The sequence below is a fragment of the Shigella flexneri 2a str. 301 genome, from assembly GCF_000006925.2.
In the GTDB taxonomy this organism is placed as follows: domain Bacteria; phylum Pseudomonadota; class Gammaproteobacteria; order Enterobacterales; family Enterobacteriaceae; genus ECMA0423.
Genome location: NC_004337.2, coordinates 415241 through 431586 on the forward strand (window position 1 = coordinate 415241; position 16346 = coordinate 431586).

The following is a 16346-nucleotide window of genomic DNA, read 5'->3' on the forward strand; positions in this document are numbered from 1 at the left end:
AAGTGATGGGTGGAAACGATCATTGTCATTTGACCAGGCGCAGAGCTTTACGCCTGGTATGTAACCCTAACTTAAGATGTTGATTCGGCGCGAGCGAGGGTAAAAATATCGTAAAAAGACAGTTCACCTTTACGGACGATCATTTTTTGCAGTTGTTCCTTATGAACATCCGCGACACGCGGAGAGTTCAAGATGGCTTCAACCAGCGCGGCAGGTACAAAGCGCGTGTTGTACCATTCGCCGTTATAGCAAACGCGGAAATCCAGCACGTCGATATCTTCATAGCGGTAGCGTGGGTAGACATCGAAAAAGAAGAAACCATTAAGCAGGATAAATAATACAACCAGTAGCCAGACAGAGCCTGACAGCGTTTCGGACTGCAACATCACCGCCAGGGTGGCAAAAAAAGCAACGTACATACCGATAAACAGCCCCGGATGTTTACGGATAAAACTGATACTAAAGCGGGGTTTGTTGTCGCGTTTTTCGCGGGTATTCAGAGACTCAATCGTTTCGGTCAGCAGGCGTTGTATTTCGGTCATCGTTTGCCTTCGTGGTATCTGCAACTTTCCAGGGAACACCCTATTTTAACGTGGGAATAGTAGAGGGGAAGTAACAGATCTACCACAATTTTGCATAACAGTTGCGAAAAACCGATTACAATTTTTTAATTATTCTGGCTGGATTACCGCCCACGACAACGTTGTCCGGGACACCTTTTGTGACAACTGCACCTGAAGCTACCACGACGTTATCACCAATGGTCACACCAGGGTTAATGACCGCGCGTCCGCCAATCCAGACGTTATTACCGATGGTGACGGGTTTCCCCAGTTCAGCACCGCTATTACGTGCTACAGGGTCGATGGGATGTGTTGCCGTGTAGATATGAACGCCTGGTGCCAACATACAGTTATCACCGATGCGAATAGGGCAGACATCAAGCATCACGCAATCGAAGTTGGCGAAAAAATTATTGCCGAGAAAAATGTTATAGCCATAATCACAGCGAAACGTTGGCTCAATATAAGCCTCTGTCACCTGACCGAATAAATTAGCGAGAATTTACTGGCGTAATGTGTGCTCTTCCGCCAGGGAATGATTGTATCGGTGAATAAGCTGACGAGCGCGCAGGCGATCGCGAGATAACGTCTCATCTGCCGAGCGATACAACTCACCAGCAATCATCTTTTCTTTTTCTGTGCTCATTACTGACCTCCGGTTGCTGAAAATGCGGCAACACAGTAAGACGAAAAGTCAGTGAAGAGAACGTTCTCATTACATCTGTGTGATAAAGATCACATAGGGTATGTCTTCATGGCGAAAAAGTATAAAATTCTTAATAAACAGCCGGTTATAGCACCGAAAGCGAATTATTTATTAGCGAATAAATTTCCATACTGAGGAAGGGATCTTGTCGTACAGTTTATTCATGGTCAATTCGGCGAGGCGGTGATCTGCGGCTGAGTAAAATACCGCCAGTTCATTATCTGATAATTCGTATTTATTTTTCTCGATAACACGCTCCAGCGTGTCAATTGTCTGGCAACGACGTAAACGCATTAAATAATCGGTTTTTGTTAAAGGTTTTTCGGACATACTTCTACCCATGGTTGTAATAATTCTAACAAGATAAACTCGCAGGATTCTCTTTCGTCGCGTTGACAAAACAACGGAATAGTCGATTACCTGACTTCCGCCATTTCTGAAGAGCCTGCATATTAATACCATAACTGCTGAACAACATAAAGGTGTCATCCAGATATTCGTCGATCTGCTCAATGAGCTTATTGTCTTCATTATACTTAATTTTGTAATTAAGTGCGAAGGTCGCAATATGCTCAATCAGTTCATTCAACTGGAGGTTGATCGCCGAGGTTGGGTCGTTAACCCAACCATGATTGCTTTCTTCAAGGTTTGCAAGACAGTCATGATACAGGGTTTCACAGAGAAACTTAAGCTGTGCGATATCATGTCTTTTGGGTGAGTATTCATCCATAACGCGTCCCCTTCTTAGTGGTTGAACTAACGGACACCTTTCGGGATGGAAAAAACTTACTGACCTAGACTTGCCCTCTCGTTTGTTAGCTTAACTATAAGCCACTCTTTGCAGGTTTTCATCGCATTATTACGAAACATTACAATTAGGAAGGAATCGGGACAGGACTCACTTTTTCATACTAGCACTAACCCGCAGCAGGTAAAAGCAGTTTGCTCGAACTGTTCATAACATTTCAGGATTATCGCCAGATGAAATTGGTGACACTAATACCAGGATTGCTCTGAATATGACGTAATAACCGAGGAATGAATAAAGAATTACCGCAAATAATTAAGAATAGCCTCTAAATGATTATGGATTATTAAATCTATTAGCGCTACTTAATATAAATTAACTAACAATCAGTATTTTTTATGAATTTTATACGTGGTTAATACTGGTTTTCGTATGAGATCCTGAGTTGGTGGTTCAATTACTCCTTAATGTTCGTAGGTTATGCATAAAAAAGGCCGCTTACGCGGCCTTAGTGATTACATGTTGTATCAATGATGATCGACAGTATGGCTGTGCTCGATATCTTCATTCTTGCGGCTAAAGCGGCGGCGAACCACCACAAAGAATACCGGAACGAAGAAGATTGCCAGTACCGTTGCGGTCACCATCCCGCCCATTACACCGGTACCTACTGCGTTCTGCGCGCCGGAACCAGCACCAGTACTGATAACCAGCGGCATAACGCCGAGGATAAACGCCAGCGAGGTCATCAGGATCGGACGTAAACGCATCCGCACCGCATCAAGCGTCGCTTCAATCAGACCTTTACCTTCTTTATCCATCAAGTCTTTGGCGAATTCGACGATAAGTATCGCGTTCTTCGCCGACAACCCAATGGTTGTGAGCAGTCCTACTTGGAAGTAAACGTCATTGGTCAGGCCACGGAAGGTGGCAGCCAGCAACGCACCGATAACCCCCAGCGGAACGACCAGCATAACGGAGAACGGAGTCGACCAGCTCTCGTACAGCGCCGCCAGACACAGGAATACGACAATCAACGAAATCGCGTACAGTGAAGGTGCCTGGTTGCCGGAGAGACGTTCCTGATAGGACATCCCCGTCCAGTCATAGCCAACACCGGTAGGCAGTTTGCTCGCCAGTTGTTCCATCAGCTCCATTGCTTCACCGGTACTTTTACCCGGTGCCGCCTGGCCTAAGATTTCCATGGATGGCAGGCCGTTGTAACGTTCCAGACGCGGCGAACCGTACTCCCAACGAGAAGAGGAGAACGCCGAGAATGGCACCATCTGACCATCAGCAGCACGAACATACCAGTCGCCGATATCATCCGGCAGCATACGGTATTTCGCTTCTGACATGACGTAAACTTTCTTCACACGACCGCGGTCGATAAAGTCGTTCACATAGCTACCGCCCCATGCAGCGCCCAGAGTGGTGTTAATGTCGTTGATAGAAACACCCAGCGCCTGCGCTTTTTCCTGGTCGATATCAATCTTAAACTGCGGGGTATCTTCCAGACCGTTTGGACGTACGCTGGTCAGCATATCAGGGTGCTTCGCTGCTTCTGCAAGCAGCTGGTTACGCGCCTGAGTCAGTTTTTCGTGACCAAGGCCAGCCTGGTCAATCAGCTCAAAGTCAAAGCCGGTTGCAGTACCCAGTTCCACGATTGCGGGCAGGTTAAAGGCGAAAACCATCGCATCTTTGATTTGCGAGAAAGCGCGTGTTGCACGCATGGTAATCGCTTCAACTTTGTTTTCTTCGCCCGGACGATCGGCCCAGTCCTTCAAGGAAACGAACGCAATACCGGTATTCTGACCACGTCCCGCAAAGCCGAAGCCGTTAACGGCGAACACCGACTCAACGTTGTTCTTTTCTTTGGTCAGATAGTAATGCGTTACCTCATTGAGCACTTTCTGCGTACGTTCCTGCGTTGCACCTGCTGGCAGCTGAACCATGGTCATAAATACGCCCTGGTCCTCATCTGGCAAGAAGGAGCTTGGCAGACGCACGAACAGATAGGCCATGCCGACCACGATGATCAGATACAGCACTAGGTAACGCCCCGTACTGCGCAGAATACCGCCTACGCTGTCGGTGTAGTGGTGCGTGCTCTTCTCGAACATGCGGTTCAACCAGCCGAAGAAGCCTTTTTTACCTTCCCCGTGATCGCCTTTGGCAATCGGTTTCAGCATGGTGGCACAAAGAGCCGGAGTCAGGATCAACGCTACCAGTACCGACAGCGCCATTGCTGAAACAATGGTAATAGAGAACTGACGATAGATAGCACCAGTAGAACCGCCAAAGAAGGCCATCGGTACGAATACCGCCGACAGTACCATCGCGATACCGACCAGAGCGCCCTGAATCTGCCCCATCGACTTACGGGTAGCTTCTTTTGGCGGCAAACCTTCTTCCGCCATAACACGCTCCACGTTTTCTACCACAACGATAGCGTCATCCACCAACAAGCCGATGGCGAGCACCATCCCGAACATTGTTAGCGTGTTTATCGAGAAGCCAAAGGCGGCAAGGACGGCAAAGGTCCCGAGCAATACCACCGGTACGGCAATGGTCGGAATCAACGTCGCGCGGAAGTTCTGCAGGAACAGATACATAACCAGGAACACGAGGATGATCGCTTCGACCAGCGTTTTAACCACTTCGTGAATAGAGATTTTCACGAACGGCGTGGTGTCGTACGGGTAAACAATTTTCAGACCCGACGGGAAGAACGGTTCCATCTTCGCCAGTTCAGCACGGATTGCCGCAGCGGTATCCAGCGCGTTTGCACCGGTCGCCAGCTTGATCCCCAGACCGGAAGCAGGTTGGCCGTTAAACTCTGCGATGATGTCGTAGTTCTCACCACCCAGCTCAATCTTCGCCACATCACGCAGCAGTACGCGGGAACCATCCTGATTCACTTTCAGCAGGATTTTGCCGAACTCTTCAGTAGAGGTCAGACGCGTCTGAGCAATAATAGAGGCGTTAAGCTGTTGGCCTTTCACCGGCGGCGTACCACCGAGCTGACCCGCCGCAACCTGGGCGTTCTGCGCTTTGATGGCGGTAATGACATCAACCGGCGTTAGCTGGAATTTGTTCAGCTCATTCGGGTTCATCCAGATACGCATCGCGTACTGTGAACCGAACAACTGAACATCACCCACGCCCGACGTACGGCTGATGGCATCTTTCATATTCGCCGCTACGTAGTCAGAGATATCCTCCTGCGTCATGGTGCCATCGGTGTTGATAACGCCGACAACCATCAGGAAGCTGCTGGATGATTTCTCAACGCTCACCCCTTGCTGCTGAACTTCTTGCGGCAGCAACGGCATCGCCAGCTGCAGTTTGTTCTGCACCTGAACCTGCGCGATATCCGCATCAGTACCAGACTCAAAGGTCAGGGTGATCTGCACGGTACCCGTGGAGTCACTGTTAGAGGACATGTACATCAGGTTATCGATACCCGTCATATTCTGTTCGATAACCTGTGTCACCGTGTCCTGCACTGTTTTCGCATCAGCGCCGGGGTAGAAGCGGGAGATCGTTACTGCCGGCGGTGCAATCGTAGGATATTGCGCCACCGGCAGTTTGAGGATCGCCAGCCCCCCTGCCAACATGATGATAATGGCGATCACCCACGCAAAAATCGGGCGATCGATAAAGAAATTAGGCATGTCTTAACGGCTCCTGTTTAAGTTAAGACTTGGACTGTTCAGGCTGAGCACCGCTTGCGGCTTGCTGGTTATTATCAGCGGTAACTTCTTGTGCTTTTACCTGGACACCAGGACGCACTTTCTGCAGCCCACTTATTACTACGCGATCGCCTGCTTTCAGACCTTCTGTCACCAGCCACTTATCGCCAATAGCCTGGCTTGCAACGATCGGACGGGTTTCCACTTTGTCATCCGCGCCAACTACCAGTACGGTGGCATCACCACGCGGCGTACGGGTTACGCCCTGTTGCGGGACTAAAATAGCGTTTGGATTAAGCCCTTCTTCCAGACGTGCGCGCACGAACATACCCGGCAGCAGAGTGTGATCCGGGTTCGGGAAGATAGCGCGTAGGGTGATAGACCCAGTGGTCTGATCAACGGTAACGTCAGAGAATTCCAGCGTACCGTCCTGCGGGAACTTAATGCCGTCACTGGTGATCAGCGACACTTTGGCTTTGCCGTTCTCTTGTTTCAGCGTGCCATTCGCCAGTTCCTGTTTCAGGCGAAGGAAGTCGTTGCTGGACTGGGTCACATCAACGTAGATCGGATCAAGTTGCTGCACGGTTGCCAGCACAGTCGCCTGACCGTTCTGTACCAATGCGCCTTCCGTCACGTTCGACTTACCAATGCGACCGCTAATCGGAGAGGTGACTTTGGTGTAAGCCAGATTGATCCGCGCAGTTTCAACGGCAGCTTTCGCCGCAGTTACCGCAGCATTCGCCTGTTGCGCATCAGCCAGAGCCTGATCGTACCCTTGCTTACTGATGTACTGAGTACCGAGCAGTTTCTGATAACGATTCACCGTCAATTGCGCGATATTGGCTGCAGCCTGGGCTTTCGCCAGATCACCTTTCGCACTGTCGTATGTCGCCTGATAGGTCGCAGGATCAATCTGATAGAGAGAGACACCAGCTTCGATGTCGCTACCTTCTTTGAAATTACGCTTCAGGATAATCCCGCTAACTTGAGGACGAACTTCTGCGATCCGGTAGGCACTGGTGCGACCTGGAAGCTCGGTTGTGATCTGCAGAGGTTCAGTTTTGACTGTTACTACGCCAACGGCGGGCATCTGCTGGCCACCTTGTTGGGCCTGTTTGTCGTCACATCCTGTTAGGGCTAAGCTGCCTGAGAGCATCAGAACGACCGCCAGAGGCGTAAACCCTCTGTTTTTGTTCATATGTAAACCTCGAGTGTCCGATTTCAAATTGGTCAATGGTCAAAAGTTAATAAACCCATTGCTGCGTTTATATTATCGTCGTGCTATGGTACATACATTCACAAATGTATGTAAATCTAACGCCTGTAAATTCACGAACATATGGCACGAAAAACCAAACAAGAAGCGCAAGAAACGCGCCAACACATCCTCGATGTGGCTCTACGTCTTTTCTCACAGCAGGGGGTATCATCCACCTCGCTGGGCGAGATTGCAAAAGCAGCTGGCGTTACGCGCGGTGCAATCTACTGGCATTTTAAAGACAAGTCGGATTTGTTCAGTGAGATCTGGGAACTGTCAGAATCCAATATTGGTGAACTAGAGCTTGAGTATCAGGCAAAATTCCCTGGCGATCCACTCTCAGTATTAAGAGAGATATTAATTCATGTTCTTGAATCCACGGTGACAGAAGAACGACGTCGATTATTGATGGAGATTATATTCCACAAATGCGAATTTGTCGGAGAAATGGCTGTTGTGCAACAGGCACAACGTAATCTCTGTCTGGAAAGTTATGACCGTATAGAACAAACGTTAAAACATTGTATTGAAGCGAAAATGTTGCCTGCGGATTTAATGACGCGTCGGGCAGCAATTATTATGCGCGGCTATATTTCCGGCCTGATGGAAAACTGGCTCTTTGCCCCGCAATCTTTTGATCTTAAAAAAGAAGCCCGCGATTACGTCGCCATCTTACTGGAGATGTATCTCCTGTGCCCCACGCTTCGTAATCCTGCCACTAACGAATAACCCTGAATCTGACTCCAGGATTTTTCCTGGACATTTTCGTCGTTGCTATTCTGGTTCACTGCGTCGTGATATTCTTGCGGTTTGACTTTTTCAGGTCGTTCTTCAGGTTCAGAAACCTTCATTCATCATGACTATGTTCCAGTATTACAAACGATCACGGCATTTTGTTTTTTCAGCATTTATTGCTTTTGTTTTTGTCTTGTTATGCCAGAACACGGCGTTTGCGCGGGCGTCATCGAATGGTGATCTGCCGACAAAAGCGGACCTGCAGGCGCAACTTGACTCACTAAATAAACAAAAAGATCTTTCTGCTCAGGACAAACTGGTGCAGCAGGATCTGACAGATACATTAGCCACCCTCGATAAAATCGATCGCATAAAAGAAGAGACAGTTCAGCTACGGCAAAAAGTCGCTGAAGCGCCGGAAAAAATGCGCCAGGCGACCGCGGCGTTAACAGCACTTAGCGATGTCGATAACGACGAAGAAACGCGCAAAATTCTGAGTACGCTTTCGTTGCGCCAGCTGGAAACTCGCGTTGCCCAGGCGCTGGACGATTTGCAAAACGCACAAAACGATCTGGCGTCTTATAACAGCCAGCTGGTTTCGTTACAGACGCAGCCCGAACGCGTGCAAAATGCGATGTATAACGCTTCGCAGCAGCTGCAACAAATTCGCAGTCGTCTGGATGGGACTGATGTCGGCGAGACTGCCTTACGTCCCAGCCAGAAAGTGTTAATGCAGGCTCAGCAGGCGTTGCTGAATGCGGAGATTGACCAGCAGCGTAAAAGCCTGGAAGGGAACACCGTCTTGCAGGATACCTTGCAAAAGCAACGTGATTACGTGACGGCGAACAGCGCCCGTCTGGAGCACCAGTTGCAGCTGTTGCAAGAAGCGGTAAACAGCAAGCGCCTGACTTTAACTGAAAAAACGGCGCAGGAAGCCGTCTCCCCGGATGAAGCCGCGCGTATTCAGGCTAATCCGCTGGTGAAACAGGAACTGGAAATTAACCAGCAGTTAAGTCAGCGTCTGATTACCGCGACTGAAAACGGTAATCAGTTGATGCAGCAAAACATTAAAGTCAAAAACTGGCTGGAGCGGGCGCTGCAATCGGAACGCAATATTAAAGAGCAGATTGCCGTCCTGAAGGGCAGCCTGCTGTTGTCTCGTATCCTTTACCAGCAACAACAAACGCTGCCCTCGGCGGATGAACTGGAAAACATGACCAACCGCATCGCGGATTTGCGTCTCGAACAGTTTGAAGTTAACCAGCAGCGTGATGCACTCTTCCAGAGCGATGCGTTCGTCAACAAACTGGAAGAAGGTCACACCAACGAAGTCAACAGCGAAGTTCACGATGCGTTATTGCAAGTGGTTGATATGCGTCGCGAATTGCTGGATCAACTCAACAAACAGTTGGGTAACCAGCTGATGATGGCCATTAACCTGCAAATCAACCAGCAGCAGTTAATGAGCGTATCGAAAAACCTGAAATCCATCCTGACTCAGCAAATCTTTTGGGTGAACAGTAACCGTCCAATGGACTGGGACTGGATCAAAGCGTTCCCGCAAAGCCTGAAAGATGAATTTAAGTCGATGAAAATCACGGTGAACTGGGAAAAAGCCTGGCCTGCCGTTTTTATCGCTTTCCTCGCCGGTTTGCCGCTGCTGTTGATTGCCGGGCTGATCCACTGGCGTCTGGGCTGGCTGAAAGCGTATCAACAGAAACTGGCTTCCGCTGTGGGTTCCCTGCGTAACGATAGCCAGCTCAACACACCAAAAGCGATCCTTATCGACCTGATCCGCGCGCTGCCGGTGTGCCTGATTATTCTCGCGGTTGGCCTGATTCTGTTGACCATGCAGCTCAACATCAGCGAACTGCTATGGTCGTTCAGTAAAAAACTGGCGATTTTCTGGCTGGTGTTTGGCCTGTGCTGGAAGGTACTGGAGAAAAATGGCGTTGCCGTGCGTCACTTCGGCATGCCGGAGCAGCAGACCAGCCACTGGCGTCGGCAAATTGTCCGCATCAGTCTCGCGTTGCTGCCTATCCATTTCTGGTCTGTGGTGGCAGAACTTTCCCCGCTGCATCTGATGGATGATGTGCTGGGGCAGGCGATGATTTTCTTCAACCTGCTGCTGATTGCCTTCCTGGTATGGCCAATGTGCCGCGAAAGCTGGCGTGATAAAGAGTCGCACACCATGCGACTAGTCACCATTACCGTGCTGTCGATTATCCCGATTGCATTGATGGTGCTGACTGCCACGGGTTATTTCTACACCACGCTGCGCCTCTCCGGGCGTTGGATTGAAACCGTTTATCTGGTGATCATCTGGAACTTGCTCTACCAGACGGTATTGCGCGGCTTAAGCGTAGCGGCGCGGCGTATCGCCTGGCGTCGTGCGCTGGCGCGTCGGCAGAATCTGGTGAAAGAGGGCGCAGAAGGTGCCGAACCGCCGGAAGAACCCACCATTGCACTGGAGCAAGTTAACCAGCAGACGCTGCGTATTACCATGTTGCTGATGTTTGCGCTGTTCGGTGTCATGTTCTGGGCAATTTGGTCCGATTTGATCACCGTGTTCAGCTATCTCGACAGCATCACGCTCTGGCATTACAACGGCACTGAAGCTGGCGCTGCGGTGGTGAAAAACGTCACCATGGGCAGTCTGTTGTTTGCGATTATCGCCTCAATGGTGGCCTGGGCGTTGATTCGCAACCTGCCTGGTTTACTGGAAGTGCTGGTGCTCTCGCGACTGAATATGCGCCAGGGCGCGTCGTATGCCATTACTACCATCCTTAACTACATCATTATTGCCGTTGGTGCGATGACGGTGTTCGGATCGCTGGGCGTCTCTTGGGATAAACTCCAGTGGCTGGCCGCAGCATTATCCGTAGGTCTTGGTTTTGGTTTACAAGAAATTTTCGGTAACTTCGTCTCCGGTTTGATCATTCTGTTCGAACGTCCGGTGCGTATTGGCGATACGGTAACCATTGGTAGCTTCTCGGGGACGGTAAGTAAGATCCGTATTCGTGCGACAACGATTACCGATTTCGATCGCAAAGAAGTGATCATCCCGAACAAAGCGTTTGTTACCGAGCGTCTGATCAACTGGTCGTTGACTGACACTACTACGCGTCTGGTGATCCGTCTCGGCGTGGCCTATGGCTCCGATCTGGAAAAAGTGCGTAAAGTGTTACTGAAGGCGGCGACTGAGCACCCAAGGGTGATGCACGAACCAATGCCGGAAGTCTTCTTTACGGCATTTGGTGCCAGCACGTTGGATCATGAGCTGCGTCTGTATGTGCGTGAACTGCGTGACCGTAGCCGTACTGTCGATGAGCTGAACCGTACTATCGATCAGCTGTGCCGTGAAAACGACATCAACATTGCCTTTAACCAGCTTGAAGTGCATCTGCACAACGAGAAGGGCGATGAGGTGACGGAAGTAAAACGCGACTACAAAGGCGACGATCCGACACCAGCGGTTGGGTAATAACCAAAGGGGGCGACATTTAGTTGCCCCGAGATTACTGACAAAGTGCGCGTTGTTCATGCCGGATGCGGCGTGACCGCCTTATCCGGCCTACGAAACCGCAAGAATTCAATATATTGCAGGAGCGGTGTAGGCCTGATAAGCGTAGCGCATCAGGCAGTTTTGCGTTTGCCCGCAATCTTAGGGGACATTTAGCGGCCCCATTTATTTCTCACTTTTCCGCCTCATCATCGTGCGTTAATTTCTTTTCATAATCACGCTTTACAATATCCAGCGCGCGCAGCACGGTACTGGCAGGGATCTGATTTTCCTCCAGCAGCACAATCAAATCGACAGCCAGTTTGACATCGTCAGGGGCATTTTCAAGTGACATACTCTTTCCATTGCTAGCGGGTTAAGCGCGCTAGCCTGTTTTCGATTTTTTCCAGCGCATGGCGGCAGCGTGCCAGGCGCGCTTCATAGGCTTCCACTTCACGATGCAGCGTTTGCTGTTCCACGAGATCGGTCACCCGCGCCAGGCGGGCTCTGCGTTCGGCAACCATCTCACGTAGCCGCCGCTCAAAATCCTGATGCTGAATACGTTTACGCTGCCAGCGGGAAATTTTCGGTGGCGCACTGTCCCACTCGCGCAATGACCAGGCGGAGGCTTCACGCGCGATGGCTTCCAGTTGTGCCGCCAGATGTTCCGCCAGCCAGGCCACTTGCGGCAGCTGTTGCTGCTCAACTGCATGACGAAGCGCAGCCAGATTATCGCCCGCCTCGTCGAGACAAGACTGTAGTGTTGTCGCACGAGTCTGAAAAAGATGCCTGTCGAAACGAGCACTTAGCGTGGCGAACTGTGACACCGGGGCACAACGCTGACGCAGCGTAGCGAGCTGTCCTTCCAGTTTTTCCAGCAGCAGGGCGGTTTTCACGATAAGACCTCAATGAAAATGATAATTGTTATGCTAAAGTAGCCACTATGTAAGCTGACAACACTCAATATGCAACGAATCATTTTAATCATCATTGGCTGGCTGGCGGTAGTGCTGGGTACGCTGGGCGTGGTATTACCGGTATTACCGACGACGCCGTTTATCCTGCTGGCGGCCTGGTGCTTTGCCCGTTCTTCCCCGCGCTTTCACGCCTGGTTGCTGTACCGCTCATGGTTTGGCAGCTATCTACGTTTCTGGCAGAAACATCATGCGATGCCGCGCGGCGTCAAACCGCGGGCGATTTTGCTTATTTTGCTCACGTTTGCCATTTCTCTGTGGTTCGTCCAGATGCCATGGGTGCGCATCATGTTGCTGGTAATTCTCGCCTGTTTGCTTTTCTATATGTGGCGAATTCCGGTGATTGATGAAAAGCAAGAAAAGCACTGAAGCACAACAATCGCAGTTGCAATTATTGCGTACAGCCAGTACATTCTGGCGTTTTCGAGCACAGGCGCAGGCGGTCAAAGGTTAAACAACAGTTACTTTTGATACGTTTAAAACGCGCCGTGAGTACCACCGTAACAAGCAGGCATACACTTATGACCGCGACTGCACAGCAGCTTGAGTATCTCAAAAATAGCATCAAAAGCATTCAGGACTACCCAAAACCCGGCATTCTTTTCCGCGATGTCACCAGCTTACTGGAAGACCCGAAAGCTTACGCTCTCAGCATCGACTTGCTGGTTGAGCGTTACAAAAATGCGGGCATTACCAAAGTTGTCGGCACCGAAGCGCGTGGCTTCTTGTTTGGCGCTCCGGTAGCTCTGGGTCTGGGCGTTGGCTTTGTACCGGTCCGTAAACCGGGCAAACTGCCGCGTGAAACCATCAGTGAAAATTACGACCTGGAATACGGCACCGATCAGCTGGAAATCCACGTTGATGCCATCAAACCGGGCGACAAAGTTCTGGTGGTGGACGATCTGCTGGCAACCGGCGGCACTATCGAAGCGACCGTTAAACTGATCCGTCGTCTGGGTGGTGAAGTGGCTGACGCTGCGTTCATTATCAACCTGTTTGATCTCGGCGGCGAACAGCGTCTCGAAAAACAGGGCATTACCAGCTACAGCCTTGTCCCGTTCCCGGGCCATTAATTATCGCCAGTCTTGTGCTGCCCACGCTACGGACAGCACAAGATGTGCATTCAGCCTCGCCGTTCTGACGGGGCTGTGTTAGCATTACCCCTTCGTGAATCCACCTTCCAGCGTTTCAGAGCCTGCCAATGAGTTATCAGGTTTTAGCCCGAAAATGGCGCCCACAAACCTTTGCTGACGTCGTCGGCCAGGAACATGTGCTGACCGCACTGGCGAACGGCTTGTCGTTAGGGCGTATTCATCATGCTTATCTTTTTTCCGGCACCCGTGGCGTCGGAAAAACCTCTATCGCCCGACTGCTGGCGAAGGGGCTAAACTGCGAAACCGGCATTACCGCGACGCCGTGCGGCGTGTGCGATAACTGTCGTGAAATCGAGCAGGGGCGCTTTGTCGATCTGATTGAAATCGACGCCGCCTCGCGCACCAAAGTTGAAGATACCCGCGACCTGCTGGATAACGTCCAGTACGCTCCGGCGCGTGGTCGTTTCAAAGTTTATCTGATCGACGAAGTGCATATGCTGTCGCGCCACAGCTTTAACGCACTGTTAAAAACCCTTGAAGAGCCGCCGGAGCACGTTAAGTTTCTGCTGGCGACGACCGATCCACAGAAATTGCCGGTGACGATTTTGTCACGCTGTCTGCAATTTCATCTCAAGGCGCTGGATGTCGAGCAAATTCGCCATCAGCTTGAGCACATCCTCAATGAAGAACATATCGCTCACGAGCCGCGGGCGCTGCAATTGTTGGCGCGCGCCGCTGAAGGCAGCCTGCGAGATGCCTTAAGTCTGACCGACCAGGCGATTGCCAGCGGTGACGGCCAGGTTTCAACCCAGGCGGTCAGTGCGATGCTGGGTACGCTTGACGACGATCAGGCGCTGTCGCTGGTTGAAGCGATGGTCGAGGGCAACGGCGAGCGCGTAATGGCACTGATTAATGAAGCCGCTGCCCGTGGTATCGAGTGGGAAGCGTTGCTGGTGGAAATGCTCGGCTTGTTGCATCGTATTGCGATGGTACAACTTTCGCCTGCTGCACTTGGCAACGACATGGCCGCCATCGAGCTGCGGATGCGTGAACTGGCGCGCACCATACCGCCGACGGATATTCAGCTTTACTATCAGACGCTGTTGATTGGTCGCAAAGAATTACCGTATGCGCCGGACCGCCGCATGGGCGTTGAGATGACGCTGCTGCGCGCGCTGGCGTTCCATCCGCGTATGCCGCTGCCTGAGCCAGAAGTGCCACGCCAGTCCTTTGCACCCGTCGCGCCAACGGCAGTAATGACGCCAACCCTGGTGCCGCCGCAATCAGCGCCGCAGCAGGCACCGACTGTACCGCTCCCGGAAACCACCAGCCAGGTGCTGGCGGCGCGCCAGCAGTTGCAGCGCGTGCAGGGAGCAACCAAAGCAAAAAAGAGTGAACCGGCAGCCGCTACCCGCGCGCGGCCGGTGAATAACGCTGCGCTGGAAAGACTGGCTTCGGTCACCGATCGCGTTCAGGCGCGTCCGGTGCCATCGGCGCTGGAAAAAGCGCCAGCCAAAAAAGAAGCGTATCGCTGGAAGGCGACCACTCCGGTGATGCAGCAAAAAGAAGTGGTCGCCACGCCGAAGGCGCTGAAAAAAGCGCTGGAACATGAAAAAACGCCGGAACTGGCGGTGAAGCTAGCGGCAGAAGCCATTGAGCGCGACCCGTGGGCGGCACAGGTGAGCCAACTTTCGCTACCAAAACTGGTCGAACAGGTGGCGTTAAATGCCTGGAAAGAGGAGAGCGACAACGCAGTATGTCTGCATTTGCGCTCCTCTCAGCGGCATTTGAACAACCGCGGTGCACAGCAAAAACTGGCTGAAGCGTTGAGCATGTTAAAAGGTTCAACGGTTGAACTGACTATCGTTGAAGATGATAATCCCGCGGTGCGTACGCCGCTGGAGTGGCGTCAGGCGATATACGAAGAAAAACTTGCGCAGGCGCGCGAGTCCATTATTGCGGATAATAATATTCAGACCCTGCGTCGGTTTTTCGATGCGGAGCTGGATGAAGAAAGTATCCGCCCCATTTGATCGTAAGCACAGCTTACGTTCGTCATCCTTAACGTGATTGAGAGAGAAACCTATGTTTGGTAAAGGCGGTCTGGGTAACCTGATGAAGCAAGCCCAGCAGATGCAAGAAAAAATGCAGAAAATGCAGGAAGAGATCGCGCAGCTGGAAGTTACCGGCGAATCTGGCGCAGGTCTGGTAAAAGTGACCATCAACGGTGCACACAACTGCCGTCGCGTAGAGATCGACCCGAGCCTGCTGGAAGACGACAAAGAGATGCTGGAAGACCTGGTGGCTGCAGCATTCAACGACGCAGCACGTCGTATTGAAGAAACGCAGAAAGAAAAAATGGCCTCTGTATCCTCCGGAATGCAGCTGCCGCCTGGCTTTAAGATGCCGTTCTGATGCAAACCAGCCCGCTGTTAACACAGCTTATGGAAGCACTGCGCTGTCTGCCGGGCGTTGGCCCGAAGTCGGCGCAGCGTATGGCGTTCACGCTGCTTCAGCGCGATCGTAGCGGCGGGATGCGTCTGGCGCAGGCGCTCACCCGGGCGATGTCGGAAATCGGCCACTGCGCCGATTGCCGCACTTTCACCGAACAGGAAGTCTGTAACATCTGTTCGAATCCGCGTCGTCAGGAAAACGGTCAAATCTGTGTGGTGGAGAGTCCGGCGGACATCTACGCCATTGAGCAGACGGGGCAGTTTTCTGGTCGTTATTTTGTGTTGATGGGGCATCTGTCACCGCTGGACGGCATCGGTCCGGATGATATCGGGCTTGATCGTCTGGAACAGCGTCTGGCAGAGGAAAAAATCACTGAAGTGATCCTCGCCACCAATCCCACGGTTGAAGGTGAAGCTACCGCTAACTACATTGCCGAGCTTTGCGCGCAATATGACGTGGAAGCCAGCCGAATCGCTCATGGCGTACCGGTTGGCGGCGAACTGGAAATGGTCGATGGCACCACGCTGTCACACTCCCTCGCCGGGCGTCATAAGATTCGTTTTTAAGCAAACGAGAGCAGGAGCACCTGCTCTCGCTTGAAATTATTCTCCCTTGTC

The 16346-nt window shown here is 51.5% G+C and carries 14 protein-coding genes, 1 pseudogene and 1 other annotated feature; of the genes and pseudogenes, 7 read left to right on the forward strand and 8 right to left on the reverse strand.

What is annotated here, in order from left to right; genetic code table 11:
* Window positions 1-71 precede the first annotated feature (71 nt).
* From ylaC to acrA, 6 genes and pseudogenes are all read right to left on the reverse strand, one after another.
* A complete protein-coding gene (gene ylaC / locus SF0403) occupies window positions 72-542 on the reverse strand; it encodes a hypothetical protein (protein ID NP_706352.2) in 471 nt (156 codons plus the stop codon).
* A gap of 115 nt (window positions 543-657) precedes the next feature.
* Window positions 658-1209: a sequence feature (Similar to Escherichia coli K12 transferase gi: 1786664 (184 aa). BLAST with identity of 98% in 183 aa. This CDS ontains frameshift. The sequence has been checked and is believed to be correct.), on the reverse strand.
* Window positions 658-1209, reverse strand: a pseudogene (gene ylaD / locus SF0404). (Overlaps the previous feature by 552 nt.)
* Window positions 1210-1380: 171 nt before the next feature.
* Complete coding sequence (hha, locus tag SF0405; RefSeq protein ID NP_706353.2) at window positions 1381-1599, reverse strand: gene expression modulator; 219 nt, start codon at window positions 1597-1599, stop codon at window positions 1381-1383.
* A 25-nt stretch (window positions 1600-1624) separates the two neighbouring features.
* Window positions 1625-1999, reverse strand: a complete 375-nt coding sequence (ybaJ, locus tag SF0406; protein ID NP_706354.1) for an Hha toxicity attenuator — start codon at window positions 1997-1999, stop codon at window positions 1625-1627.
* 545 nt (window positions 2000-2544) lie between these two features.
* Window positions 2545-5694, reverse strand: a complete 3150-nt coding sequence (acrB, locus tag SF0407; RefSeq protein NP_706355.1) for a multidrug efflux system protein AcrB — start codon at window positions 5692-5694, stop codon at window positions 2545-2547.
* A 22-nt stretch (window positions 5695-5716) separates the two neighbouring features.
* Window positions 5717-6910 carry a multidrug efflux system transporter AcrA gene (acrA, locus tag SF0408; RefSeq protein ID NP_706356.2) on the reverse strand — a complete coding sequence of 398 codons (1194 nt, stop codon included), beginning with the start codon at window positions 6908-6910 and terminating at the stop codon, window positions 5717-5719.
* A 141-nt stretch (window positions 6911-7051) separates the two neighbouring features.
* Between acrA and acrR the strand changes: the two genes are divergently transcribed.
* Both acrR and aefA read left to right on the forward strand, forming a co-directional pair.
* Window positions 7052-7699 carry a DNA-binding transcriptional repressor AcrR gene (gene acrR / locus SF0409; protein NP_706357.1) on the forward strand — a complete coding sequence of 216 codons (648 nt, stop codon included), beginning with the start codon at window positions 7052-7054 and terminating at the stop codon, window positions 7697-7699.
* A 127-nt stretch (window positions 7700-7826) separates the two neighbouring features.
* Entirely contained in the window at window positions 7827-11189 is a 3363-nt protein-coding gene (aefA, locus tag SF0410; protein ID NP_706358.1) for a hypothetical protein, read from the forward strand.
* A 211-nt stretch (window positions 11190-11400) separates the two neighbouring features.
* Here the strand turns inward: aefA and ybaM are convergent, their stop codons facing one another.
* Together ybaM and priC are read right to left on the reverse strand one after the other, a co-directional pair.
* Window positions 11401-11562 (reverse strand): hypothetical protein, encoded by a 162-nt coding sequence (ybaM, locus tag SF0411; RefSeq protein ID NP_706359.1) that lies wholly within the window; start codon window positions 11560-11562, stop codon window positions 11401-11403.
* Between the two features lie 13 nt (window positions 11563-11575).
* Window positions 11576-12103: a primosomal replication protein N'' gene (priC, locus tag SF0412; protein ID NP_706360.1), complete on the reverse strand. Its 528-nt coding sequence runs from the start codon at window positions 12101-12103 to the stop codon at window positions 11576-11578.
* A gap of 69 nt (window positions 12104-12172) precedes the next feature.
* Between priC and ybaN the strand changes: the two genes are divergently transcribed.
* The 5 genes from ybaN to recR all read left to right on the forward strand — a co-directional run bounded on the left by ybaN (window position 12173) and on the right by recR (window position 16295).
* Window positions 12173-12550 (forward strand): hypothetical protein, encoded by a 378-nt coding sequence (gene ybaN / locus SF0413; RefSeq protein NP_706361.1) that lies wholly within the window; start codon window positions 12173-12175, stop codon window positions 12548-12550.
* Between the two features lie 152 nt (window positions 12551-12702).
* Complete coding sequence (gene apt, locus SF0414; protein ID NP_706362.2) at window positions 12703-13254, forward strand: adenine phosphoribosyltransferase; 552 nt, start codon at window positions 12703-12705, stop codon at window positions 13252-13254.
* A 128-nt stretch (window positions 13255-13382) separates the two neighbouring features.
* Window positions 13383-15308, forward strand: coding sequence for a DNA polymerase III subunits gamma and tau (dnaX, locus tag SF0415; protein NP_706363.1), 1926 nt, complete (start codon window positions 13383-13385; stop codon window positions 15306-15308).
* A gap of 52 nt (window positions 15309-15360) precedes the next feature.
* A complete protein-coding gene (gene ybaB, locus SF0416) occupies window positions 15361-15690 on the forward strand; it encodes a hypothetical protein (protein NP_706364.2) in 330 nt (109 codons plus the stop codon).
* Complete coding sequence (recR, locus tag SF0417) at window positions 15690-16295, forward strand: recombination protein RecR (RefSeq protein ID NP_706365.1); 606 nt, start codon at window positions 15690-15692, stop codon at window positions 16293-16295. The genes ybaB and recR overlap by 1 nt, the downstream gene beginning before the upstream one ends.
* Window positions 16296-16346 lie beyond the last annotated feature (51 nt).